This is a genomic window from Massilia pseudoviolaceinigra (assembly GCF_030846505.1).
GTDB lineage: Bacteria > Pseudomonadota > Gammaproteobacteria > Burkholderiales > Burkholderiaceae_D > Telluria_A > Telluria_A violaceinigra.
The window spans coordinates 13,562-38,398 of the sequence record NZ_JAVCWL010000035.1 but is presented as its reverse complement, the minus strand read 5'-3'; the positions used below and the strand labels follow the sequence as shown (position 1 = coordinate 38,398).

17 protein-coding genes are annotated in these 24,837 nt (G+C 67.4%); 9 read left to right on the top strand and 8 right to left on the bottom strand.

Annotated elements, in window-relative coordinates:
- Positions 1-22: 22 nt before the first annotated feature.
- The 6 genes from RBA40_RS27140 to RBA40_RS27115 form a co-directional block, all read right to left on the bottom strand.
- On the bottom strand, positions 23-1,285 hold the full coding sequence (locus tag RBA40_RS27140; protein ID WP_306651438.1) for a GNAT family N-acetyltransferase: 1,263 nt from the start codon (positions 1,283-1,285) through the stop codon (positions 23-25).
- A gap of 251 nt (positions 1,286-1,536) precedes the next feature.
- Entirely contained in the window at positions 1,537-1,746 is a 210-nt protein-coding gene (locus RBA40_RS27135; protein ID WP_306651437.1) for a hypothetical protein, read from the bottom strand.
- Positions 1,747-2,273: 527 nt separating this feature from the next.
- A complete protein-coding gene (gene kefC, locus RBA40_RS27130; protein WP_306651436.1) occupies positions 2,274-4,082 on the bottom strand; it encodes a glutathione-regulated potassium-efflux system protein KefC in 1,809 nt (602 codons plus the stop codon).
- 25 nt (positions 4,083-4,107) lie between these two features.
- Positions 4,108-4,665 carry a glutathione-regulated potassium-efflux system oxidoreductase KefF gene (gene kefF / locus RBA40_RS27125; protein ID WP_306651434.1) on the bottom strand — a complete coding sequence of 186 codons (558 nt, stop codon included), beginning with the start codon at positions 4,663-4,665 and terminating at the stop codon, positions 4,108-4,110.
- A complete protein-coding gene (locus RBA40_RS27120; protein ID WP_306651433.1) occupies positions 4,662-5,984 on the bottom strand; it encodes a glycoside hydrolase family 18 protein in 1,323 nt (440 codons plus the stop codon). The genes kefF and RBA40_RS27120 overlap by 4 nt, the downstream gene beginning before the upstream one ends.
- A 13-nt stretch (positions 5,985-5,997) precedes the next feature.
- Complete coding sequence (locus RBA40_RS27115; protein WP_306651431.1) at positions 5,998-7,167, bottom strand: DUF5009 domain-containing protein; 1,170 nt, start codon at positions 7,165-7,167, stop codon at positions 5,998-6,000.
- 210 nt (positions 7,168-7,377) lie between these two features.
- On the opposite strand from RBA40_RS27115, the gene RBA40_RS27110 reads away from it, so the two are divergent.
- Positions 7,378-7,989 carry a PEP-CTERM sorting domain-containing protein gene (locus RBA40_RS27110; RefSeq protein WP_306651429.1) on the top strand — a complete coding sequence of 204 codons (612 nt, stop codon included), beginning with the start codon at positions 7,378-7,380 and terminating at the stop codon, positions 7,987-7,989.
- A 12-nt stretch (positions 7,990-8,001) separates the two neighbouring features.
- Here RBA40_RS27110 and RBA40_RS27105 read toward each other — a convergent pair whose 3' ends face one another.
- Complete coding sequence (locus RBA40_RS27105) at positions 8,002-8,898, bottom strand: alpha/beta hydrolase (protein WP_306651427.1); 897 nt, start codon at positions 8,896-8,898, stop codon at positions 8,002-8,004.
- A gap of 166 nt (positions 8,899-9,064) precedes the next feature.
- On the opposite strand from RBA40_RS27105, the gene RBA40_RS27100 reads away from it, so the two are divergent.
- Entirely contained in the window at positions 9,065-13,102 is a 4,038-nt protein-coding gene (locus RBA40_RS27100) for a response regulator (RefSeq protein ID WP_306651425.1), read from the top strand.
- Here the strand turns inward: RBA40_RS27100 and RBA40_RS27095 are convergent.
- Positions 13,065-13,895, bottom strand: a complete 831-nt coding sequence (locus RBA40_RS27095) for a universal stress protein (protein WP_306651424.1) — start codon at positions 13,893-13,895, stop codon at positions 13,065-13,067. The two genes, RBA40_RS27100 and RBA40_RS27095, sit on opposite strands and share 38 nt — an antisense overlap.
- A 173-nt stretch (positions 13,896-14,068) precedes the next feature.
- Here RBA40_RS27095 and RBA40_RS27090 point away from each other — a divergent pair, with 173 nt between their 5' ends.
- The 7 genes from RBA40_RS27090 to ccoN all read left to right on the top strand — a co-directional run bounded on the left by RBA40_RS27090 (position 14,069) and on the right by ccoN (position 24,826).
- Positions 14,069-16,759 (top strand): bifunctional acetate--CoA ligase family protein/GNAT family N-acetyltransferase, encoded by a 2,691-nt coding sequence (locus tag RBA40_RS27090; RefSeq protein WP_306651422.1) that lies wholly within the window; start codon positions 14,069-14,071, stop codon positions 16,757-16,759.
- Positions 16,760-16,873: 114 nt separating this feature from the next.
- A complete protein-coding gene (locus tag RBA40_RS27085; protein ID WP_306651420.1) occupies positions 16,874-18,508 on the top strand; it encodes a methyl-accepting chemotaxis protein in 1,635 nt (544 codons plus the stop codon).
- A 38-nt stretch (positions 18,509-18,546) separates the two neighbouring features.
- A complete protein-coding gene (hemN, locus tag RBA40_RS27080) occupies positions 18,547-19,965 on the top strand; it encodes an oxygen-independent coproporphyrinogen III oxidase (RefSeq protein ID WP_306651418.1) in 1,419 nt (472 codons plus the stop codon).
- Positions 19,966-19,975: 10 nt separating this feature from the next.
- Complete coding sequence (locus tag RBA40_RS27075) at positions 19,976-20,731, top strand: sulfite exporter TauE/SafE family protein (protein ID WP_306651416.1); 756 nt, start codon at positions 19,976-19,978, stop codon at positions 20,729-20,731.
- The gene (locus RBA40_RS27070; RefSeq protein ID WP_306651415.1) at positions 20,728-23,133 is read left to right on the top strand and encodes a heavy metal translocating P-type ATPase; all 2,406 of its coding nucleotides are present in this window, start codon (positions 20,728-20,730) and stop codon (positions 23,131-23,133) included. Before RBA40_RS27075 ends, RBA40_RS27070 begins: the two co-directional genes overlap by 4 nt.
- Positions 23,134-23,310, top strand: coding sequence for a cbb3-type cytochrome oxidase assembly protein CcoS (ccoS, locus tag RBA40_RS27065; RefSeq protein WP_306651414.1), 177 nt, complete (start codon positions 23,134-23,136; stop codon positions 23,308-23,310).
- Between the two features lie 88 nt (positions 23,311-23,398).
- The gene (gene ccoN / locus RBA40_RS27060) at positions 23,399-24,826 is read left to right on the top strand and encodes a cytochrome-c oxidase, cbb3-type subunit I (RefSeq protein WP_306651412.1); all 1,428 of its coding nucleotides are present in this window, start codon (positions 23,399-23,401) and stop codon (positions 24,824-24,826) included.
- Positions 24,827-24,837 lie beyond the last annotated feature (11 nt).

Below are 24,837 nucleotides of genomic sequence, written 5' to 3'. Positions count from 1 at the left end.
CCATGTCGTTTTTTCCCGCTGCTCAGGCGACCTTGGCCGGCTTCTTGAATGGACTGCGTTCGGGCGCGTCATCATGCTCGATGCCCAGCAGCAGATGCTTGATCATCTTGTTGAGCACCGGCTGGCGGTGCCGCACCAGGATGCCGAAGGTCTGCGGCTTGGCGCCCAGGGCCGCTTTCGGTTCGAGCGCGGTGCGGCCGAACGACACCTGCTTGCAGCCCATCGACAAGGCGTCGGCGATGCCGGCGTGCAGCAGCCGCAGATAGATCGGCAGGTCGGCCGCCGCCGCGCGGTTAAAGCCGATGTGGTAGGCGATCGAGGTGTCGCCATCGGCCACCGAGATCAGGAAACCGAGCATCTCTCCATCGCGCTTGAGTACGCTGCAGCGGAAGCGCTCGCCAGCCGCCTTTTGCAGCGCCGGGAAATACTCGGGGCGCAGTTCGAACGGGCGGAAGCCGGCGTTGACCTGCACTTCCTTGTAGAGCCCGTGAATCTGCTCGCGCACGGCGTCCAGGTCGCTTAACTGTTCGAGCGTGCAGGCCGCCTCGTCCAGGGTCTTGAAGACGGCGTTACGCACGCCGCTGCGGTACTTGGAGGCCAGGCTGGCCAGGTAGTCGTCGTAGTGCTTCCAGTCGTCCTGCAGGGCCAGCACCATGTTCGGTTCCGTTTCCACGTAACGGTAGCTCAGGTGTTCCAGATGGGCCGCATGATCGGTGTGGGGCGCGTGCAAGTCCTTGATCATGATGAAGTGGGTCTTGCCGACCAGCTTGTCGGCCTGGCGCACGCGGTACAGCACTTCGGCCACGCCATGCCAGGCCAGCTTGGGGTCGGCGTCGGGCGCCATGGCGATGCCGTGCTGGCCGAAGGTCAGCAGGTTGCCGCAGCTGAGGATGCGCTGGGTGGTCTTTTTCGCCAGCTCGTCGAGCGGGGCGGGGCGCGTGGAGACAGCCTGGCTCTTGGCCGGCCGCGCCTGCGCCAGGTTGAGGTCGGCGATCTGCATGTACACGGCCGCGACCGGCATGCGCTCGGCGCCGGCGCCGCTGTAGATCAGGGCGTAGCGCGGCGACAGGTTGTGCGGCAGTACCTGTTCGAGCGACTTGAGGTAGGCGAAGGACATGAAGAAGCCGGCGTGCTCCGCCAGGGCCTGCCAGGCGCCGGCGTCGAGCAGTTCGATCGAATCGGCGATGGCGTAGTTCAGGTCGGCGGGGCCGCGCAGGCGCTTGCGTTCGCGGCTGCGTTCGGAGAGCGAGGCTTTGATGGAGCGGAGTTTTTCAGGGATGTTCATGGACGTGGGGTTGTTATCGTTATTGAAATGCCGGTGAGCGCGATTCTACATCGCTGGTGGCGACAGCGGTAAGTACAGCGAGGCTGACATGGATGCAGCGGGGGAAGGGCTTTCAACACGTGATCGGCCGCAAGCGGGCCAGCGGGACACTGCCCGCCGTCGCGGCGGGCAGTGTCGGGCCGTTATGTACCGGTCAACGCGGCGATGACAGGGTCGCCGGCCCAGTCGGCAAGCGCGGGCCGACCGGATTTTTAAGTGGAACTGACACCGGTCTGCGTGCTCAGATGGTTCAGCCAGCCATCAAGGAGACGGTAGCCGAAAACCAGCGCTGCAATGAACAGGATCGTCAGGACATTCACACTCAGATTGGCGCTCACGTCCTTGAGCCAGCCGGTGAGCCCTTTGCGTGCACGTTGATGGGCAAGGATCGTGGCCAACTGTTGACCAATCGCCGTTGTCATGAATTCGGCTTGCAGCCTTGCCTTGCTCGATTCAAGCGTTGCGTCAAGAAATGCATTTGCTAAAGTCTCCGCCCGTCGCTGATCGCTTCCCGTATTTCTTCAAGGCTGAGCTGGGTCGTTGGCGACGGCCACAGATCGGCGTCCGCCGCAACGGCCTCGGAACCGCATGGCCCGGGCGGCGCTTTCCCGGGGGATGTGAAAACGTCGCCGCGCTTGTCCATCTCGCGCAGCATTTCGGCCGCACGGCGGTTGATTGCCAACAGCGTTTTTCTATCCCTAACGAATGCCATGGTGCACCTCCTTATCGGGAATAGTCGAGCCATGCCGCCGCTCCTGTGCGAAAGACGCGCACGTCAAGTCATGGGCGATCCTTCCCAGGTAGCGAGCGGCTTGTTATATCGTTTGACCACGTCCATCCGGTCTGGTTCAATATCGACGCGATTTCCCTGCAAGATGGCTGGCCACGGCGAGCGGCCGTGGAAGATTGGTGACCGGTGCCAGGACCTTTCCTGCGCGACCGGTACTGGCTACGTCCCATCCCACCCATTCTTGTTTTCCTCGGCGGTCAGTTCGGCGTCGAGCGCGAACATGGCTTCGAGTTCCTCGCGCGCCTGCTTGGCCACCGACAGGAACTGTTCCTTGTCCTTGTAATACGGATACATCTTGTCCAGACTGCGCAGGTTGAACATGCGGAACTTGCTGGCCGCCTGACGCGCCTGGTAAGCGCCGAACCCGAGCTCGTTCAACACCTCGCGCCCCAGCATCAGCGCCGCTTCGAACGTTTCGCGCTGGATGATGGTCACGCCGCGGTCGCGCAGGTCGAAATAATGGGTCACGTTGCGCGCCCGCGCCATGATCTTCAGGTCCGGAAAGGTGCGCCGCACCGCATCGACCAGCTTCAGGCTGTCGTCGATATCGTCGACCGCCACCACCAGCGCGCGGGCCCTTGCCGCGCCGGCCGCGTGCAGCAGGTCGATGCGGGTCACGTCGCCGTAAAACACTTCGCTGCCGAAGCGGCGCACCAGGTCGATCTGGTCCGGGTCGTGGTCGAGCACGGTGAGCTTGACGCCGTTGGCGGTCAGCAGGCGTCCGACGATCTGGCCGAAGCGCCCGAAGCCGGCAATGATCACATGCTCGTCGTTGGGAGCGATCTTGTCGGCCTGGCGCTTCTTGTCGGCGCGGTAGCGCGGCGCGATCAGGCGGTCGTGGGCGATCAGCAGCAGCGGCGTGACCACCATCGACAGCGCCACCACGACCACCAGGATGGACGCCACCTCGGCGCTGAACACCTTGGCCGCCTCGGCCGCGCCGAACACGACGAAGGCAAACTCCCCGCCCTGCGACAAGATGAAGGCGAACAGCGCCTGCTGGCTGCGCGCAATCTCGGCCAGCTTGCTGATCCCGTACAGCACCGCGATCTTGATGCACAAGAAGGCCGCCACCAGTCCCAGGATCAGCCACGGCTGCGCCATGAACACGCCGAAGTCGACCGACATGCCGACCGCGATGAAAAACAGCCCCAGCAGCAAGCCCTTGAACGGCTCCAGATCGGTCTCGAGCGCGTGGCGATACTCGGAGTCGGCCAGCAGCATGCCGGCCATGAAGGCGCCCAGCGCCATCGACATGCCGACCCACTGCATCAGGAGCGCAATCGCAATGACCAGCAGCAGCGCGAAGGCCGTGAATATCTCGCGCAGGCCGGTCTTGACGATGATGCGCAGCAGCGGGCGCACCAGGTGGCGCCCGGCGAAGATCAGGCCGCCGATGACGGCAACCACCTTGAGCGCGCCCAGCCAGCCCTGTTCGGTTCCTTCGGCGGCGGCCACGCCCAGCAGCGGCACCACGGCGATCATGGGAATGGCGGCCATGTCCTGGAACAGCAAGATGGCGAAGCTGGCCGAGCCGGTCGGGGTGGTCATCAGGTTGCGCTCGTCCAGGGTGGCCAGCGCGATCGCGGTCGACGACAGCGACAGCCCGAGGGAGGCAATCAGGGCCACCTTCCAGTCGATGCCGGCCAGCATGGCGGCCGCGCACAGGGCGCCGGTGACGCCCAGCACCTGGGCCGCGCCGCGCCCGAAAATGGCGCGCCGCATGGCCCACAGGCGCTTCGGTTCGAGTTCGAGGCCGATCACGAACAGCAGCAGCACCACGCCGAATTCGGAAATGTGCAGGATGTCTTCGACCTCGCCGATCAGGCCCAGTCCCCAGGGTCCGATGGCGATGCCGGCCAGCAGGTAGCCGAGCACGGCGCCGAGGCCCAGTTTTTTGGCGATCGGTACGGCGATCACCGCCGCCGCCAGGTAGATCAATGCGTTAAGCAGCAAACCGTGTTCCATCGTCGCAAAGCTTTCTAAGGGGTGTTCAGGCGCTGGCCAGCGCGGTCAGGCGGGCGGCAAAGGCGTCGACGTGGGCGTCCAGCGCCTCCTCGCTGGCCCGGTGGGCGGCATGCAGGATGTGCGGATCGATCCAGTCCATGCCGCACAGGGCGGCAATCTGGCGATAGGGCGGCAGGAACGCCTCGAACGGGTGACCGTGGGTGGCGCCCGGCGCGTAGGCATCAAGCGGGCTGCCGGTCGAGGCCACCAGCCAGAAACCCTTGCCCTGCAGCGCGCTGGCGCCGGCGCCGTAGGCCCAGCCGGGCACCAGCACCATGTCGACCCATTCCTTGAGCAGGGCCGGCATGCCGTACCACTGGATCGGCTGCAGGAACACCAGTGTGCTGGCATCGGCCAGGTTGTCCTGCTCGGCCGCCACGTCGATGTAAAAGTCGGGGTAAGTGTTGTACAGGTCCACCAGCTCGACCCCGGGCACCTTGCGCGCCGCCTCGGCCAGGCGGCGGTTCACGCGCGAGCGCTGCGGCGCCGCGTGCGCGAACAGGACCACGACCTTGCGCACGCGCGCCGGAGGGCCGGCCGTCACTGCGCCTCGAGCATGGCTTTGGACAGCGAAAACTCGGCATCGTCCTGGTCCAGCGCCCACGACATCATGCCGCCCAGGCGGTTGTCGCGCACGTAGGCGGCCTTTTCCTTGATCACCAGCGGATCGTCATAGGTCCAGAAAATGCCGTTATCGTAGGTCCACAGCTGCTTGCTGACCGGATGGTAGAACTTGGGCGTCTTGCGCGCGGCGAGGGTCGAGTATTTCTCGGTGCCTTCCTCGAAGCCGCGCGCCGGCGCGCCCGCGCTCTGGTACAGGCCGTAGCGCGCCGGCGGCACGCCGCTCCAGCCGCGCGCGTAGAAGGGCACGCCGATGACCAGTTTCTTGGCCGGCACGCCGGCTTTCAAAAAGCGCTGCACGCCGCTGTGGACGCTCTGCTTGTCGGTGTCGGGGCTGCCCGGGTCGGCGTACAGGTTCGAGTGAAAGCCGGTCGGGCCCTGCTTGTTCCAGCCGCCGGTGAAATCGTAGGTCATCAGGTTGATCCAGTCGAGCGACTTGCTGTACTTGTCCGGCTCGGTGGCATCGGTGGTTTTCGCGCCGCTGTTGACGGCCGCCGTCAGGTAGTATTTCTTGCGCTGCTTCTTGCCCAGCGCAGTGAGCTGGCTGCGGAACTCCGCCAGCAGCAGGGTGAAATTCTGCTTGTCCGCCGGGCTGATGGTGTTGTACGCCATCAGCGGCACGCCCGGATATTCCCAGTCGATGTCGAAGCCGTCGAACAGGCCGGCCGCGGCGCCCTTGCCGCCATGGCCGTTGAGCAGCGGCAGGTCGCCCTTGATGTACATGTCGATGCAGGACGATACCAGCGCGCGCCGCAGCGGCGCGGTGGCGGCGCCGGCCGAGAACCAGCGCGACCATTCGGCGCCGCCGATGGCCAGCATCACCTTCAGCTTGGGATGCCTGGCCTTGAGCTGGCGCAGCTGGTTGAAGTTGCCCGCCAGCGGCTGGGACGGACCATCGGCGCTGCCGTCGACCGATTCGCTGGCACTGAAGTGGTGCGCGTAGTCGAGCGTGGCGCGCATGCCGGCGCCGTCGGCCGCATCCTTGATGTCGCGCCCGCTAGCGCAGCGGTAGGTGTCGTCCGGCATCTTGTACAGATTGGCGAAGGCGTAGTTCAGGAACGTGAAGCGGGCGGCCACGCCGGCCTGGTCGAGCTGTTTCAGGCGAAAGCCTTGTTCGGTGCTCCAGGCCGTGTAGTACGAGCCGACCTGGACCGGTCCGGCGGCATGCGCGGCACCGGCGCCGAAGGCGGCCGCGAGGGCCAGGGCCCGGCTGAGCTTGTTCATGCGGATTGTGTGCGACATCGTTCCTCCATGCTTAAATCTTGAGCTTGCAATTATGTATGTTCAGGCGCGCAACCACCAGCACCATCGTGGCTGTAAACACGGCCGCGGCCAGCAATGCGCTATTGCCTTCGACCAGGGCGGGCCGGAAATGGGCTCCGGCCAGGCTGATGACGGCGCCGATGGCGAACGGCAGCAGATAGGTGATCAGCGGGCTGGTCGCGGCCGGTTCGACCAGCACCGTCCAGCGCCGCGCCGCGCGCACTTCCACCAGCCAGTACAGCAGGGCGAACAGCGCCACGCACAGTGCGCCGCAATACAAGGCCCAGGGCGGGGTGGCGCCGATCTTCGAGACCGGGTACCAGCGGTGCAGCACCCAGGCCGCGCCCCCCAGCACGGCCGCGAAGGCGGCGCCATGGCGCAGGCGCAGCGAAGCAGGGCGTTGGCCGTCGAAAAACAGCAGCGCGCATACCAGCCCGGCCAGCACGATGAGGCTGTGGATGGCATGCCCGGCCAGCGCCGTGCCGGTGCCGCTGCGGGTGGCGAGCATGTACAGGCTCAGGCAGGCCAGCATGGCGCCCAGCAGCAGCGTCAGTTGCCCGCGCGCCAGCTGGTACAGCACGGCGCCGGCCAGGTAGGCCCAGCCGATCAGGCCGAGGATGCCCCACCACTGCGGCGTCATCATGCTGGTGCCGTCGGCGCCGCGCCAGAGCAGGGCCAGCGCCGCCAGCAGCGCCACGCCGAGCGCGCGCAGGCAGCGGTTCAACAAGGCGTTGTCGAAGCGGTACACGCCCCACACCAGCAGCACGGCCGCGTAGAACGCCAGCGACCATGCCGCGATCGGCATGCGCATGGCTTGCTCGCTGTAACCGGACTCGGCATTGACCATGAACACGCCCATCACGATCAGGGCCAGCGCCCGGTAAGCCGTATGGCCGAACACCCGCAGCGCAGCGTCGCCGCGCGCGATGCGGCTGTTCACGCCGAAGGGAATCGACATGCCCACCGCAAACAGGAAGCCGGGAAACACGATATCGGCCAGGCCCATGCCGTCGGCCCCGCCATCGACGTGCAGCAGCCAGGCGGGCACGCCGCGCGCAGCGGCCAGGTAATTGACGAAAAGCATGAGAACGAAGGTGAGGCCGCGAAAGGCGTCGACCGACAGGATGCGTTGCCGGGGCAGGTCGTTGAGCAGGACGGGCATGGGCGCTGGGGGTAGGTTGTCGAATCCGGCGGCTGGGAAAGCTGTTCGGAAGACAAGATTATATCACCGGCCATGTCGGCATTCTTTACAGCAGAGCTGGAAGAAACCGTTAGTGTTGCGCTAAGTCGCTGAAAAGATTGACTACATGTTGCGGGTACGCATATTGCTTCGCCTTGTGACAGCTTTGCTCATAAGAAGATTGGAGAATATATGATAGGAAAAATGACCGTCGCGGCTTGCATGGCGCTATTGCTGGCCGGAACGGCGCAGGCCGGCGTGATCGGCGCCGGCGGCTTCACCGCCCCGACCCTGATCGATTTCGAGGATGCCGTTGCCGGTCCGATCGGCAGCCAGTACGCGCCGCTGGGCGCGACCTTCGTCAATTTCGACCTCGACGTGTATGCGACCTCGCCGGCGCCGCCGAGCCGGGTGGCGATCAAGTTCATCGACGGCTCGCCCGAGATCGACGGCAGCATCGTGTTTTCGTCGGTGATCACCCGGCTCGGCGCGGACGCGAGCACCAATCCGGAAGATGACACCTTCATCGACGCCTACCTCGGCAATACCCTGGTCGGCAGCACCTTCTTCGACACCGGCGGCGACGGCATCGCCGGTTCCTTCATCGGCATCGAATTCCTGTCCGGCTTCGACCGCGTGGTGTTTCGCACCTTGCCGGTCGTCAACGGCGCGCTGGCGCTCGACAATCTGCGCTTCGAAAATGTGGTTCCGCCCAGCCCGGTGCCGGAACCGGGCAGCCTGACCCTGACCCTGGCCGGGACGGCGGTGCTGGGACTGGCACTGGCGCGGCGCCGCCGGCGCTGAATCGGGCGCGCCCTACAGCGTCTTGCCGGCGCTGACGGCTTGCGCGGGCAGGGCGGTAGCGAGTGGAATGCCCTCGATCGGCTGGGCAAATCGGGCGCTCAGGAACGCGGCGATGCGCTCCTGGGTCGCTTCCAGGTAGGGAATGTTCATGTGGTCCGAATCGGGCACGGTTTCGTCCAGGTGCAGCTTGCCCAGCTGGGCCACCAGCAGGTCGGTATGCGAATGCGGCACGATGTCGTCGAAGGCGGCGCGCAGGACGTAAGTCGGCGCGTTCAGCGAGGAGGCGTATTTGACCGACTCGAAACGGTGGCGCAGCACGTACTCGACCGGCACCGCGCGGAACTTGCGCTTGGCAATGGCCAGAATCGAATCGTAGGGCGTGATCAGCACCAGCGAATGCACCGCTCGCTCCAGCGCCACCTGCACCGCCACCCCGGAACCGAGGCTGCGCCCGACCACCGCCACCCGCTGCGGATCGACGTGGGCGCGCTCGGCCAGCCAGTCGAACAGCAGGCGGCCATCTTCGACCATGTGGGCTTCGGCCGGTTCGCCATGCGAATTGCCGTAACCGCGGTAATTAATGGCCAGCACGGCCATGCCGGGAAACAGCTTGCCGGCGTCGCGCACCACCCACGACACTTCTTCCGAGCGGCCGCCGAAATACACCACGGCCGGGTGCGGACCGGGAATCTGGGGCGTCATCAGCCAGCCCGACAGCTTGGTGCCGTCGCGCGCGCGCAGCACGATGGCGCGCGTGCGGTGACCGCTGCTGCGCGGATTGTCGACTTCGCGCTTGACGGTCGGATTGAAGACCAGGCGGCGCTGGCTGGCCGCGATGGCCGCCGTCACGCCCACCCACAGCACGCTGACGATGCCGGCGACGCCGGCGACTTTTCGAGAATTGTTCATAGGCATCAGTTTAACCGGTTCCGGCGCCCGGGTGATGCCCCGGGGCCGCCATCAAGCTCGACAGTACGATCTCATCAATACGCGTGGCTGGAATACAACGCTCGGGGCTGATAGCTGTGCGCATTTTCATGTGGTAATCTTTACCGGTCCGCACCCTGGCTTCCCCATGAAAAAATTCGTCTTCTCGGCCGAACAAATCGCCGGCCTGTTCGTCGGCTTGCTGGGCACGCTTGTAGCGGTGCGCTGGATTTTCAACAGCAACACGATCGCCACCCTGATCCCCGGTTCGGCCCAGATGGGCATCAACAGCCCGATCCTGTTCATCGCCGCCGGCGTATGCTGCTGCCTGGTGCTGCCGCGCGCCCGCCCGAAGAGCTGGCACGCGCCGCTGTGGCACGCCTGCGTGCTGCTGCTGCTGGTGCTGCCCGCGCTGGTGCTGGTCGAGCACATCACCGGCCTGAACCTGGGAATCGACTTCGTGCGCGTGCCCACCGCGCCCACCGCCAGCACCCCCCATCCCGGGCGCGTGGCGCCGAATACCTGCATCGGCTTCCTGCTGGCCGGGATGGCCTTGCGCCTGATCCGCCTGCCGCGGCGCAGCCGGCGCCAGGCCGGCCTGCTGACCTTCTGCGCGGCCGGCGTGACCGGACTCGGTCTGGCGGCCCTGGCCGGCTACTTCCTCAAGCTCGAAGTGCTGTACCGCCTGGCGGCCTACAATGCCATGGTCACGCCCACCGCCGTCGGGATGAGCGTGCTGGGGCTGGGCCTGTGGTCGCTGCGCAATACCGTCACCGTGCGCGGGGATGTCCTGGACAAGGAAAACCGCATCACCGCGCGCGCCATTGCGGTGGTGGCGCTGGTGGCCGCGAGCGCCGGCGCGGCCGGTTTTGCCGCCATGCGCGACAGCTATGAGGAATCGATTTCCGACAATATGCGCTTGTCAGCCGTCAGCAGCGCCGCCACGGTCGGCAACTCGCTTGAAACGAGCCTGTGGTTCCCGCGCACCATCGCCAGCCGGCCCTCGGTCACGGGGCCGGTGACGCGCCTGGCCGCCGGCGCCGACGATGCCCCCGCGCGCGCCGCGCTGCTGCAGGCTGCCGGCAGTTTCATGAACGCCGGTATCAGCGCGCTGCGTTTCGAGAGCCTCGACGGCAGGGTGCTCGCCTCCATCGGTGTGTTCACCGAGCCTGGCACGGGTGCGGGGCAGCCGCTGGTCACCAGCGGCCAGCGCGCCCGCCTGCTGTGGCCCGGTCACTACGTGCTGGCCACCGAAAACGAGGTGCGCGACGGCGAGCGCGTCGTCGGGCGCATGCTGGCCGAACAGCAATTGCCGATCGTGGACCGCCTGCTGGCCGGCATCCGCGCCAGCAGTCCCTCGTCCGACGTGCTGCTGTGCAGCCTGGACGGCAAGGATGCGCTGTGCGCGCCCACCCGTTTTTACCCGAACACCTTCCGCATTCCCATGCTCAAGCCCGACGGCAAGGTCAACCTGCCGATCAACCGGGCGCTGCTGGGGAATACGGGGGTGACGGTCACGCGCGACCTGCGCGGCGTGGCCGTGTTCGCCGCCTACACCCCGATCCGCGAGTTCGGCCTTGGCGTGGTGGTCAAGAGCAATCTCGATACCGTCTACCTGCCGCTGCGCAACAAGGCCAATACCCTGATGCTCATGCTCATCGCGCTGGTCGGGCTGGGCGCGTCGATGCTGCTGATCCAGGTGCGTCCGCTGCTGGCCCAGCTGGTGCGCGAGCAGCGCCGCATCAAGGTGATTCTGGAGAACTCGAACGACGCCTTCATCGCGATCGGCGTCGATGGCTGCATCAGCGACTGGAATACCGAGGCCGAGCGCACCTTCGGCTGGAGCGCGGCCGAGGCCATCGGCCGCCGCCTGTCGGAACTGATCATCCCGCCGGCCCAGCGCGCCGCCCACGAAGCGGGCTTCCTGCAGTTCACCCGCAGCGGCACCGGCCCGGTCATCAACAACCGGCTCGAAGTGACCGCCCTGTGCCGCGACGGGCGCGAGATCCCGATCGAAATGTCGGTGGCCGCCTTCCATACCGCCGACGGCTACGTGGCCAACGCGTTCGTGCGCGATATCAGCGAGCGGCGCCGCCTGGCCGGCGAGATTGCCGCGCGCGCCACCGAACTCGAACACGAGCGCGACCGCGCCCAGGCCGCCAGCCGCGCCAAGGGCGAGTTCGTGGCCAATATGAGCCACGAACTGCGCACCCCGATGAACGCGGTGCTCGGCATGACCTACCTGCTGGGGCACACGGATCTGAAACCCGAGCAGCGCAAATACCTCGACATGATCCGCAGCTCGGGCCAGTCGCTGATGGGGATCATGAACGATATCCTCGACTTTTCCAAGATCGAGGGCGGGCGCATGGAACTGGCCGAAGCGCGCTTCGACCTGGGCGGCGTGCTGGCGGCGGTGGCCGACATCATGAGCGTGTCGGCCGGCGACAAGGACCTGGACCTGGCCATCGGGGTCGAGCCGGACGTGCCGCGCGCGCTGGTGGGCGACGCGCTGCGCCTGCAGCAGGTGCTGGTCAACCTGGCCGGCAACGCCATCAAATTCACCGAGCACGGCGAAGTGAGCGTGCTGGTCGACGCCAGCGCGCGCGCGGACGATCGCCTGACCTTGCGCATCCGCGTGCGCGATACCGGCATCGGCATGGATCAAGCGCAGCAGGCGCGCCTGTTTTCGCCGTTCACCCAGGGCGACTCGTCCACCACGCGGCGCTTCGGCGGCACCGGCCTGGGGCTGACCATTTCCAAGCACCTGGCCGAAATGATGAAAGGGACCATCGAACTCGATAGCGCCCCGGGGCGCGGCAGCGAGTTCACGGTCAGCCTGCCGCTGCGCGTTGCGCCCGACCAGGAGGATGCCAGCGCCCCCGAAGCGCCGCTGGGCAGCCTGCGCCTGCTGGTGGTGGACGACAACGCCACCAGCCGCGACTATCTGTCCAAGACCATCGCCGGCTGGCGCTGGGAAGCCGAGGTGGCCGGCTCAGGCGCCGAGGCGCTCGAGATGGTGGCGCGCGCCGCCGCCGTGCAGCGCCACTACGACGTGGTGCTGCTCGACTGGCAGATGCCCGGCATGGACGGCGCGGCCACCATGCGCGCGCTGCGCGAACGCATGCCGGCCGCGCGCCTGCCGATCGCCCTGATGGTCAACGCCTATGGGCGCGGCAAGCTGATGGACAGCGGTGCCGCCGGCCAGGCCGACGCCATCCTCAGCAAACCGGTCACCGGTTCGAGTCTGTTCGATACCGTGCACGAAGTGCTGGTGCAGCGCGCCCAGGCCGCGGCGCGTCCGGCCGGTGCGCTGGCGGCCCTGCACGGTGCCGCCAGCACGGTGCGCCTCGACGGCGTGCGCCTGCTGCTGGCCGAAGACAATGAACTGAACCAGGTGGTCGCGCGCGGCATTCTCGAGAGCGTGGGCGCGCGCCTCGACATCGTCGGCAACGGCCAGCTGGCGCTGGCGCGGCTGGCCGCCAATCCGGGCGCCTACGACCTGGTGCTGATGGATATCCAGATGCCGGTGATGGATGGCTATGCGGCGGCGCGCCGCATCCGCGCCGGCCTGCGCCTGACGTTACCGGTGCTGGCGCTGACGGCCGGCGTGACCGAGTCGGAGCGGCGCGCCTGCGCCGACGCCGGCATGAACGACGTCATCGCCAAGCCGATCGAGGTCGAAGAGATGCTCAGGGCGATCGTGCGCCACCTGCCGGGGCTGGAGCGTGAGGGCGCGCCGGCGGCGCCAGCGCTGGCGGCGCCGGGTACGCCGGCCTTGCCGGTGCTGCGCCTCGGGCCCCTGATCGAAATTGCCAAAGGCAATCCGGAGCACCTGGCGGCGGTCGCCAGCCTGGTGCGGCGCGTGGTGGGCGAGGGCCACCAGCAGTTCGACCAGGCGCGGGTGCACTGGGATGCCGGGCGCGATCTTGAGGCGGCCATGGCGCTCCACTCGCTGCGCGGCGGGATCGGCAGCGTCGGCGCCAAGCGCTTTGCGGCTGCCTCGCTGGAGCTGGAGCAGTCGCTCAAGGGCGAGCCGGCCGGCGACACCGCGGCCCTGTTCCTGCGCGCCGCGCGCGAACTCGATGCGGCGGTGGACGCGGCGCGCGAGTGGCTGGCGCAGCAGGATGCTGCCGCCGCCGCTGGTGCTAGTGCGACATCAGCACCGGCGCCGTCATCGACTTGAGGATGGTGGCGGTCACCCCGCCCAGCAGCAGTTCGCGCACGCGCGCATGGCCATAGCAGCCCATGACGATCAGGTTGGCGTCGACATCGGCCGCCAGCGACAGCAGCGCTTCGCCGACATCGATGCTGGTGCGCTGGGCCATGACCTCGGCGTTGATGCCGTGGCGCGCCAGATACAGGGCGATGTCGGCGCCGGGCTGCTGGCCGTGCGCTTCATCGGGATTGAACACCGCCACCGTGACGCGGCGCGCGCGCTTGAGCAGCGGCAGGGCATTGGCCAGCGCGCGCGTGGCGGCGGTGCTAGCGTCCCACGCCACCAGCGCCTCACTGCCGATGGCGGGAAAGCGGCCGGCATGCGGCACCACCAGCACCGGGCGCGCGCTGGCCAGCATGACGTATTCGGGCAGGCCGGGCGTCATGCGGGCGACCGGATCGTCCGGGTCGGACTGGCTCACCACCACCAGGTCGGCATAGCGCGCCTGCAGCGCCAGCGCGGCCGCCGGCTCGTCGTCGACCAGGCGCCGCTCGAACGAGCGCACGGCGGCGCCGGCGGCGACCCGCTCGAAGTGGTCGAGGGCGGCGTTGGCGCGCCGGTTCAGTTCTTCCAGGTGGGATGCCAGCACCGTCTGCATCAGGTCCGTGCCGCCATCCTGGTAGAGGTAGCGCGAGACGCCGCTCATGGCCGCGCCCACCAGATGGGCGTTGCAGTCCGCCGCCACCGCGGTGGCGGCCTGCAGGCGCGCTTCGGCGTGGCGCGAATGATCGGCATGAACGAGGATGGTCTTGTACGGCATGGCGGCTCCTGTTGGCTTGGTTACCTCAGCGTAGGCCCTGCCACGGCCGCAGTCCAGCGATGTTCGCCCTGCGCAAACCTTTGTTTTGTTATATTTGATGCACATCAAGCGCGGCCCCGCCCGGGCCGTCTACGCTGTGCGCCCATCGTCAGAATCAATCTAAAGGGATCGCCATGAGCGTCAGAAATCTGCAGCACTTGTTCGCACCGCGGTCGGTGGCCATCATCGGCGCCTCGGCGCGTCCCAACAGCGTGGGCGCGACCGTGCTGCGCAACGTCATCGAGGGTGGTTTCAGCGGCGCGGTCTATCCGGTCAATCCCAAGTACGACACCCTGTCCGGGCTGCCCGTGTACGCGCGCGTGTCGGCCCTGCCGGCGGCGCCGGACCTGGCCATCATCTGCACGCCGCCGGCCACCGTGCCGGGCCTGGTGCGCCAGCTGGGCGAAGCGGGCACGCGTGCGGCCATCATCCTGACCGCGGGCCTGAGCGCGCTGCACGACAGCCAGGGGCGCACGCTCAGGCAGGCCGCGCTGGACGCGGCCCGGCCCTACACGCTGCGCCTGCTGGGGCCGAACTGCGTGGGCCTCTTGGTGCCCGGCATCGGCCTCAATGCCAGCTTCGCGCACACCGGCGCGCTGCCCGGAAAAATCGCCTTTGTGTCGCAATCGGGGGCGCTGGTGACGGGCGTGCTCGATTGGGCCAAGTCGCGCGGAATCGGTTTTTCCAAGTTCATTTCGCTGGGCGACAGCGCCGACATCGATTTCGGCGACCTGCTCGACTATCTGGCGAGCGACCCGCACACCAGCGCCATCCTGCTGTACATGGAAGACGTGCGCCACGCGCGCAAGTTCATGTCGGCCGCGCGCGCCGCCGCGCGCAGCAAACCGACCCTGGTGCTCAAGGCGGGCCGGGTGGCCGAAGGCGCCAAGGCGGCTGCCTCGCACACCGGCGCGCTGGCCGGCTCCGACGACGTGTACGATGCCGCCATCCGCCGCGCCGGCATGCTGCGCGTGCTCGGCACCGAAGACCTGTTCGCCGCCGTGGCGACGCTGGCGCACGCGCGCCCGCTGTTCGGCGAGCGCCTGGTGATCCTGACCAATGGCGGCGGCCCCGGCGTGATGGCGACCGATGCCGTGGTGAGCGGCAAAGGCAGCATGGCGCAGCTCGCGCCCGACACCGTCGCCAGGCTGGACGCCGTGCTGCCGTCCACCTGGTCGGGCGCCAACCCGGTCGACATCATCGGCGACGCCCCGGTCCAGCGCTACGTCGACGCCCTGAACATCGTGCTGCAGGACCCGCAGGCCGACGCCATCCTGTTCATTCACGCGCCGACGGCGATCGTGCCCAGTCTTGAGATCGCGCGCGCGATCGCGCCGCTGGCCAAGGCCTCGTCGCGCAACATCCTGGCCTGCTGGCTGGGCGGCGACGCCGTGGCCGAGGCGCGCGCGATTTTCACCGAAGCCGGCATTCCCAGCTTCGGCACGCCGGAGGAAGCGGTCAGCGCCTATCTGCAGATCGTGCAGTACCGGCGCAACCAGAACCTGCTGATGCAGGTGCCGCCGGCCGCCTGCGACGACGCGCTAGCCGACGGCGCGGCCAATCCGGCGGCGGCGCGCGCGCTGGTACATGCTGCGCTGGCGTCCGGGCGCACCTTGCTCAGCGAGCCGGAAACCAAGGCGGTGCTGGCCGCCTACGGGGTGGCCGTGGTGCAGACGCGCAGCACGGCCTCGGTCGAGGAAGCGGTGGCGGCGGCGCGCGAGATCGGCTTTCCGGTCGCGCTCAAGATCCTCTCGCCCGACATCACCCACAAGAGCGACATGGGCGGCGTGGCGCTCGACCTGGAAGACGCCGACGCGGTGCGCGCGGTGGCGCAGCGCATGAACAAGCGCCTGGCCGAACTGCAGCCGCAGGCGCGCCTGGAAGGCTTTTCGGTGCAGCAGATGGCGCGCCGTCCCGAGGCCCACGAACTGATCATCGGCGTGGCCACCGACCCGGTGTTCGGCCCCGTGATCCTGTTCGGGCAGGGCGGCATCGCGGTGGAAGTGACGGCCGACCACGCGGTGGCGCTGCCGCCGCTGAACGTGGTGCTGGCGCGCGACCTGATCTCGCGCACGCGCGTGGCCAGGCTGCTGGCCGGCTACCGCAACCGCCCGCCCGCCAACATGGACGCCATCATCGCCACCCTGATGCGCGTCTCGCACATGGTGGCCGACCTGCCCGAGCTGGTGGAGCTGGACATCAATCCGCTGCTGGTCGACAGCGACGGCGCGCTGGCGCTCGACGCGCGCATGCGGGTGGCCATCGCCGACCAGTCGGCCAGCACCCTGGACCGGCTGGCGATCCGGCCCTATCCGCACGAGCTGGAAGAGCGCATCGACTGGCACGGCGCATCGCTGCTGCTGCGCCCCATCCAGCCCGAGGATGGCCCGGCCCACGTCACCTTCTTCAATGCCCTGAGCGACGACGATGTGCGCTATCGCATGTTCGTGCGCGTACGCGAACTGAACGCCTCGCAGCTGGCGCGCTTCACCCAGATCGACTACGACCGCGAGATGGCGTTCATCGCCACGCGCCCCGGGCCGGATGGGGTGAACGAAACGCTCGGCGTGGCGCGCGTGGTGTGCGACCCCGATAACGTCGCCGCCGAATTCGCGGTGACGGTGCGCTCCGACCTGAAAGGGCAGGGGCTGGGCCAGGTGCTGATGGAAAAGCTGATCGCCTACTGCCGCAGCCGCGGCACGCGCGAGATCGTGGGCGAGGCGCTGCCGCAAAACACCCGCATCACCAAACTGGCGCGCAAGCTCGGGTTCGAGATCAGCAAGGCGGCCGAAGACGGCTCGGTGCACATGCGGCTACCCTTGTAGACTGCCGGTACCCCGGCCGCCCGGCCGTTTTTGATGCAAATCAAGGATTTCGGTCACCAAGCTCACTAGACTCCCCCTGTTGAATTAATGCCTCAGGGCAAAAGGAGTATCTCCGTGCGCAATAATCTGCCGGTGACAGGGATCGAATACGAGCTGCGCGAAGGTCAGTCCATCGTGTCGAAAACGGACACAAAGGGCATCATCACCTACGTCAATGCTTCCTTCATCGAGGTCAGCGGCTTCGCCGAGGACGAATTGCTGGGCAAGCCGCACAATCTGGTGCGCCATCCCGACATGCCGGCCGACGCCTTCGCCGACCTGTGGCGCAGCATGAAGGCCGGCCGTCCCTGGACCGGCGTGGTGAAAAACCGGCGCAAGAACGGCGACTTTTACTGGGTGGTGGCGAACGTCACCCCGGTCAAGGAAAACGGCCAGGTGGCCGGCTTCATGTCGGTGCGCACGCGCCCCACGCGCGCGCAGATCAAGGGCGCCGCCGAGTTGTACCAGCGTTTCAAGGAAGGGCGTGCCGATGGCCTGGCCATCGTCGACGGCGCCGCGGCGCGCACCGGCATCGCCGCGCGCGTGCGCGCCGCCTTGCACCTGCCGATCGGGGTACGGATCGGCATCCTGATGGCGTCTCTCGCCGTGCTGCCGGCGGGCCTGGGCGCGGCGTCCGGCAGCGCCATGCTGGCCGGGGTGGGCGCGTTCGGCGCGCTGCTGGCGCTGGGCGGCTGGGTGGCGCTTACCCGCGCCATCGTGGTACCGATGCGGCAGGCCGCCGAGGCGGTACAGGCGCTGGCCGGGGGCGACCTGTCGTTCGCGTTCACCAATGAGCGCACCGACGACATGGGCCAGCTGCTGCGCGGCCTGCGCCAGGTGGCGGTGAACCTGCGCGCCATCATCGGCGACGTGCGCACCAGCGTGGCCTCGATCGAGGCGGCCACGCGCGACATCGCCGTCGGCAACGCCGACCTGGCCGCGCGCACCGAGTCGCAGGCGTCCAGCCTGGAACAAACCGCCTCCAGCATGGAGCAGTTTGCCGTCACCGTGGGCGACAACGCCGAGCGCGCGCTGCAGGCCGACCAGCTGGTGCTGTCGGCATCGTCGATTGCCGGCAAGGGCGGCCAGGCGGTGGCCCAGGTGGGCGCGACGATGGGCCAGATCAGTGATTCGGCTGCCAAGATTGTCGATATCATCAGTTTGATCAACGGGATCGCCTTCCAGACCAACATCCTTGCGCTCAACGCCGCAGTGGAAGCGGCGCGCGCCGGCGAGCAGGGACGCGGCTTCGCCGTGGTGGCGGGCGAAGTGCGTGCCCTGGCCCAGCGCTCGGCGGCCGCCGCCAGCGATATCAAGCACCTGATCGAGGACTCGGTCGCCAAGGTCAGGAACGGCGACCGCCTGGTCGAGGAAGCCGGCGGCACCATGGCCGGCGTGGTCGAATCGGTGCAGCGCGCCACCACCATCATGAGCGACATTACGCGCGCGAGCGTGGAGCAAAAGAGCGGCATCGCCCAGGTCAACGAGGCGGTGGCGCAGCTGGACCGGATCACCCGGCAGAACGCCGCGCTGGTCGAGGAATCGGCCAGCGCCGCCGCCAGCGTGGCCGAGCAGGCCGGGCACCTGGCGCAGGCGATCGCGGTATTCAAGTTCGGTGGCGAGAGCGGGTTGAGGGGCAAGCGTGCGAATCGGCTAACCCGGGCCGACTCAGCCGTTTTTGATGCAGGTCAAGGATTTCGCGCGCCCTGATCCCTACACTCGGTCCCCATAGCCAGGAGCCTACCATCATGTCGCATACCGTCATCCCCATCGCCAACCCGCGTCCCCTCGATTTCGATGCCGCGCTGATCCGCAAGCTGAGCCAGAACGGCCCGCGCTATACCTCGTATCCGACCGCCGACCGTTTCAGCGAGGCCTTCGGCTACCGCGACTACCTGCAGGCGGTGGCCGGGCTGCGCACGCGCGGCTCGGTCAAGCCGCTCTCGCTGTACCTGCACATTCCGTTCTGCGAATCGGTGTGCTACTACTGCGCCTGCAACAAGATCGTCACCAAGAACCACGACAAGGCGGTGACCTACCTGGGCTACCTGAAACGCGAAATCGAAATGCAGGGCAGGCTGTTCGCCGGCATGAACCAGGTCGAGCAGCTGCACCTGGGCGGCGGCACGCCGACTTACTTTACCGACGCGCAGATGGAAGAACTGATGGAGCACCTGCGCCGCTGGTTCCAGTTCGCTCCCGACGGCACGGGCGAGTATTCGATCGAAATCGATCCGCGCACGGTCTCGCGCGAGCGCGTGCTCAGCCTGCGCCGCCAGGGCTTCAACCGGGTCAGCCTGGGCGTGCAGGATTACGATCCGGCGGTGCAGGCGGCCGTCAACCGCATCCAGCCCGAGGCCGAAACCCAGGCCGTCATCGACGCCGCGCGCGAGGCGGGTTTCCGCTCGGTGAGCATCGACCTCATTTACGGCCTGCCCAAGCAGAACGTGTTCACGATGGCGCAGACCATCGAAAAGGTGATCAAGGCCGATCCGGACCGCATCGCCATCTATAACTACGCGCACATGCCGCACCTGTTCAAGCCGCAGCGCCGCATCAACGAGGCGGACATGCCGAGCCCCGACGAGCGGCTCGACATGCTGGGCCTGGCCATCCGCCGGCTGGAGCAGGCTGGCTATGTCTACATCGGCATGGACCATTTCGCCAAGCCGGACGACGACCTGGCCGTGGCCCAGCGCCAGGGCCGGCTGCACCGCAACTTCCAGGGCTATTCGACCCATGCCGACATGGACCTGGTGTCGTGCGGCGTGTCGGCCATCAGCGCGGTGGCGGCCACCTACAGCCAGAACGTGAAGATGCTCGACGCCTACTATGACCTGATCGACAAGAACGAGCTGCCGGTCGCGCGCGGCATCCGCCTGGGCATGGACGACGCCCTGCGCCGCACCATCATCCAGACATTGATGTGCCATTTCGAGCTGTCGATGCCATCGATCGAACAGGGCTTTCCGATTGCCTTCGGCACCTACTTCGCGGCCGAACTGGAACGCCTCAAGGTGCTCGAATGCGACGGCCTGGTGACCATCGGCCCCGAATGGCTGAGCGTGACGCCGAAAGGGCGCCTCCTGATCCGCAACGTGTGCATGGTGTTCGACCGCTATCTTCAGCAGGCCGCGCCGGCGCCACGCTACTCCCGAACGATCTGACGGAGCGCCGGTGACCGCATTAAGCCTGATTCCGGTGTTCATGGTGGGCCTGCTCGGCAGCGTCCACTGCGTCGGCATGTGCGGCGGGATCGTCAGCGCGTTTTCGGCGGCGCCCGTGGCGGCGCGCCCGTTTCCGGTAGCCGTCATGACACAGCGCGCGGCGACCGATGGCATGGCGCGCGTACTGGCTTATAACACCGGCCGCATCGCCAGCTACATGACCGCAGGCGCGCTGGCCGGCGGCATTGCCGGCGGCGCGCGCACCCTGGCCGGGCTGACCGCGGTGCAGGCGGGCGGCTACTGGCTGGCCAACCTGATGCTGGTGATCCTCGGCCTGTACCTGATGGATGCCTGGCGCGGCCTGGCGAAGCTGGAGGCGCTGGGGCAGGGCCTGTGGCAGCGCGCGCGTCCCCTGATGCGCTTCATCGTGCCGATCGATCGTCCGCTCAAGATGCTGGCGCTGGGTGCCCTGTGGGGCTGGCTGCCGTGCGGGATGGTCTACAGCGTGCTGATGACGGCCATGTTCACGGGTTCCGGCGCCGGGGGCGCCATTGTCATGCTGGCCTTCGGCCTGGGTACCTTGCCGATGCTGCTGGCCATGGGCATGGCGGGCGAGCGCCTGCGCGCGGCCCTGCAAAAGCGCGCGGTGCGCCTCGGCGCCGGCACCCTGGTGCTGGCATTCGGCCTGCTGGGCCTCGTGCGCGCCGCCATCGGTGGCCAGGGCAGCTGGCTCGACGCGCTGTGCATCACGGGAGGCGTGCATTGAGCGCGCAGCCATTCGCCGCCGCCTGCTACCACTGCGGGCTGCCGGTGGCCCTGGGTGCCAGCTGGTCGGTGCGCATCGACGGCGAGCCGCGTCCGATGTGCTGCCCGGGCTGCGAAGCGGTCGCGCAAGGCATCGTCGACAGCGGCCTGGCCGACTACTACCGCACCCGCAGCGTGTTCGCCGACCGGGCCGAAGGCGTCGACCTGGTGCCGCCCGAACTGGCGCTGTACGACAGCGCCGCTCCCGCCACGGCCGGGGAGGCGCGCGAAGGCGTGTTTTCGCTCGACGGCATCCGCTGCGCGGCCTGCGTGTGGCTGATCGAACGGCGCCTGGCGCGCCTGCCGGGCGTGCGCGAGGCTCAGGTCAACGTGGCCACCGAGCGCTTGCACATGACGTGGGACGCCGCCGCCTGCAAACCGAGCGACATCGTCCAGGCCCTGCGCGGTATCGGCTACACCGCTTACCCGTACCAGGCGGCGCAGCACGGCGCCCAGGTCGAACGCAACCGCAAGAAGCAGTTCCGGCAGTTGTTCGTGGCCGGCCTGTCGATGATGCAGGTAATGATGTACGCGCTGCCGGCCTACATTGCCGACGACGGTACCATGGACGCGCCGATGGCCGCCCTGATGCAATGGGCCTCGCTGCTGCTGACCATGCCGGCCGTGCTGTACTCGGCCCAGCCGTTTTTCAAGGGCGCGTGGGCCAGCTTGCGTGCGCGCATGCCAGGCATGGACCTGCCGGTCGCCATCGGCATCGGCGCCGCTTTCGGCGCCAGCGTCGTGGCCACCCTGCGCGGCAGCGGCGAGGTGTATTACGACTCGGTGACGATGTTCATCTTCCTGCTGCTGGCCAGCCGCTACCTCGAACTGATGGCGCGCCGCAAGGCCGCGCGCGCGCTGGAAGACCTGCAGCGCGCCTTGCCGGCGGCGGCGCAGCGCCTGGCCGCCTGGCCCGATTCGCGCCAGGCCACCATGGTTGCCGCCGCCAGCCTGGCCGAGGGCGATGTGATCCTGGTCGAACCGGGCAGCGCGGTCGCGGCGGACGGCGTCATCCTCGAAGGGCAGTCCGATGTCGACCTGGCCCTGCTGACCGGCGAAAGCCGCGCCCAGGCGCTCGTGCCGGGCATGGAGGTGCCCGGCGGGGCGATTAACACCACCCAGGCCATCGTGCTGCGCGTGACCCGCGTGGCCAGCGACAGCACGCTGGCGCGCCTGGTCAAGCTGGTGGAAAAAGCCGGCCAGGGCAAGCCGCAGATCGCCCAGTGGGCCGACACGGTGGCCGCGTGGTTCGTGGCGGGCCTGCTGCTGCTGACGGTGGCGGTCTTCATCGGCTGGCAGATGGTCGACCCGGCGCGCGCCTGGCAGGTCGCCATCGCGGTGCTGGTGGTGTCGTGCCCGTGCGCGCTGTCGCTGGCCACGCCAACCGCGCTGGCCGCCGCCACCGACGCGCTGGTGCGGCGCGGCGTGCTGGTGGTGCAGCCGCACGTGCTGGAGACCTTGCAGCGCGCCACCCATATCGTTTTCGACAAGACCGGCACTCTCACCGAAGGCCGCCCGCTGCTGCGCCATGTGGAGCCGCTGGCCAGTCTTGACCGCGCGCGCTGCCTGCAACTGGCGGCGGCACTGGAGGCGGGCAGCGCCCATCCGCTGGCGCTGGCGATCCGCAATGCGGCACCAGGCGCGGAACTGCACGCCAGCGAGCTTCATAGCGAAGCGGGGCAGGGCGTGGAAGGCGTGATCGACGGCGTGCGCTATCGCCTCGGGCGCGACGGCTACGCGGGCGCGGCACCGGCGCCCGTGTGGCCCGACGTGAGCAATGTGTATCTTGGTGCGAACGGCATCGTGCTGGCGCGCTTCGAACTGGCCGACGCGCTGCGTGCCGATGCGGTTGACGTGGTGCGGCGCTTCAAGGCGCGTGGCCAGACCGTCATTCTTTTAAGCGGCGACGACCAGGGTGTGGTCAGCCGCACCGGCGCGGTGCTCGGCATCGATACCGCCATCGGCCAGCAGCTGCCGGAGCAGAAGCTCGCCTACGTGCAGCAGCTTCAATCGACAGGCGCTGTGGTGGCGATGGTTGGCGACGGCATCAACGACGCCGCCGTGCTGCGCGCGGCCGATGTGTCGTTCGCCATGGGCGGCGGGGCCGCGCTGGCGCAGTTGAGCGCCGACTGCGTGCTGCTCTCCAGCCGACTATCGGCGCTCGACGACGCCGCCACGGGCGCCGCGCGCGCGCTCGGGATCATTCGCCAGAACCTGGCCTGGGCCAGCATCTACAACTGCGTGGCGATTCCCGCGGCCGCCCTTGGCCTGATCAATCCCTGGCTGTCGGCGGCGGGCATGTCGCTCAGTTCCGCCGTGGTCGTCATTAACGCACTGCGCCTGCGGCGCATGAAAGCCGGTTGAATGGAATCCTTGTATCTATTGGTCCCCCTGAGCGTGTTCATCGTCGTGCTGGCGGTGTGGGTGTTCTTCGGGGCGGCCGACAGCGGCCAGTTCGACGACCTCGATGGTCCCGGCATGCGCATCCTGCTCGACGACGACGAACCGGTAGAAAAAGGGCCACGCAACGATCTTGCGTGATTCCGGCGTTTTTGATTCACATCAAGGATTTTTGATCTCCAGAAATTTACTCTTCTGCTGTCATCGTTGCATTCTCAGGAGAGCCTTTGTGGACAGAGCTTTAAATTACAACAACAAGATCGTCAGGTACTTTACGATCGCCACCGTCTTTTGGGGCGTGATCGGCATGCTGGTCGGCGTTCTCATCGCCGCGCAGCTGGCCTGGCCGGCCCTCAATTTCGACATCGCCTGGTTAAGCTACGGGCGTCTGCGTCCGCTGCATACCAATGCCGTCATTTTCGCCTTCGGCATCAACGGCCTGTTTGCGACGTCGTACTGGGTGGTGCAGCGCACCTGCCAGGTGCGCCTGTTCTCCGACACGCTGTCCATGATCACCTTCTGGGGCTGGCAGGCGATCCTGGTGCTGGCCACCATCACGCTGCCGATGGGTTTCACGCGCGGCAAGGAATACGCCGAGCTGGAATGGCCCATTGCGCTCCTGATCACGGTGGTCTGGGTGATCTACGCGATCGTCTTCTTCGGCACCATCGTCAAGCGCAAGGTCAAGCACATCTACGTGGCCAACTGGTTCTTCGGCGGGTATATCCTGGCCGTGGCGATCCTCCACATCGTCAACGGCGCGGTCATGCCGGCCTCGTTCTGGAAGTCCTACTCGGCCTACGCCGGCGTGCAGGACGCGATGATTCAATGGTGGTACGGCCACAATGCGGTCGGCTTCATCCTCACCGCCGGCTACCTGGGCATGGTCTACTACTTCATTCCGAAACAGGCCGAGCGCCCCGTGTACTCGTACCGCCTGTCGATCGTCCACTTCTGGGCCCTGATCTTCACCTACATGTGGGCGGGACCGCACCACCTGCACTACACCGCGCTGCCCGACTGGACCCAGTCGATCGGCATGGTGTTCTCGCTGATCCTGCTGGCGCCATCGTGGGGCGGGATGATCAACGGGATCATGACGCTGTCGGGCGCCTGGCACAAGCTGCGTTCGGACCCGATCCTCAAATTCCTGATCGTGTCGCTGTCGTTCTACGGTATCGCTACTTTTGAGGGCCCGATGATGTCGATCAAGACCATCAACGCGCTGTCGCACTACACCGACTGGACCGTCGCCCACGTGCACGCCGGCGCTTTGGGCTGGGTCGGATTCATCACCATGGGGTCGATCTACTACCTGATCCCGCGCCTGGCCGGCAAGACGGAAATGTGGAGCGTGCGCCTGATCGACACCCACTTCTGGGTCGCGACCATCGGCATCGTGCTGTACATCTCCTCGATGTGGATCGCCGGCGTGATGCAGGGCCTGATGTGGCGCGCGGTCAATAGCGACGGCACGCTGACGTACACCTTCGTCGAAGGCGTCAAGGCGACCTATCCGTACTACGTGATCCGCGTCGGCGGCGGCCTGCTGTACCTGACCGGCATGCTGCTGATGGCCTATAACACGTACCGGACGATGCGCAATACCGTCAGCGACGACGCGCGCATTCCCACCCTTTTACCTGCACATGCCTGAATCCGGAGCTT

Bases quoted from the DNA above. Each gene is read 5' to 3' on its own strand.
- RBA40_RS27140 (WP_306651438.1), bottom strand. From the start codon at position 1,285: ATGAACATCCCTGAAAAACTCCGCTCCATCAAAGCCTCGCTCTCCGAA.
- RBA40_RS27135 (WP_306651437.1), bottom strand. From the start codon at position 1,746: ATGACAACGGCGATTGGTCAACAGTTGGCCACGATCCTTGCCCATCAA.
- kefC (WP_306651436.1), bottom strand. From the start codon at position 4,082: ATGGAACACGGTTTGCTGCTTAACGCATTGATCTACCTGGCGGCGGCG.
- RBA40_RS27120 (WP_306651433.1), bottom strand. From the start codon at position 5,984: ATGTCGCACACAATCCGCATGAACAAGCTCAGCCGGGCCCTGGCCCTC.
- RBA40_RS27115 (WP_306651431.1), bottom strand. From the start codon at position 7,167: ATGCCCGTCCTGCTCAACGACCTGCCCCGGCAACGCATCCTGTCGGTC.
- RBA40_RS27110 (WP_306651429.1), top strand. From the start codon at position 7,378: ATGATAGGAAAAATGACCGTCGCGGCTTGCATGGCGCTATTGCTGGCC.
- RBA40_RS27105 (WP_306651427.1), bottom strand. From the start codon at position 8,898: ATGAACAATTCTCGAAAAGTCGCCGGCGTCGCCGGCATCGTCAGCGTG.
- RBA40_RS27100 (WP_306651425.1), top strand. From the start codon at position 9,065: ATGAAAAAATTCGTCTTCTCGGCCGAACAAATCGCCGGCCTGTTCGTC.
- RBA40_RS27095 (WP_306651424.1), bottom strand. From the start codon at position 13,895: ATGCCGTACAAGACCATCCTCGTTCATGCCGATCATTCGCGCCACGCC.
- RBA40_RS27090 (WP_306651422.1), top strand. From the start codon at position 14,069: ATGAGCGTCAGAAATCTGCAGCACTTGTTCGCACCGCGGTCGGTGGCC.
- hemN (WP_306651418.1), top strand. From the start codon at position 18,547: ATGTCGCATACCGTCATCCCCATCGCCAACCCGCGTCCCCTCGATTTC.
- ccoS (WP_306651414.1), top strand. From the start codon at position 23,134: ATGGAATCCTTGTATCTATTGGTCCCCCTGAGCGTGTTCATCGTCGTG.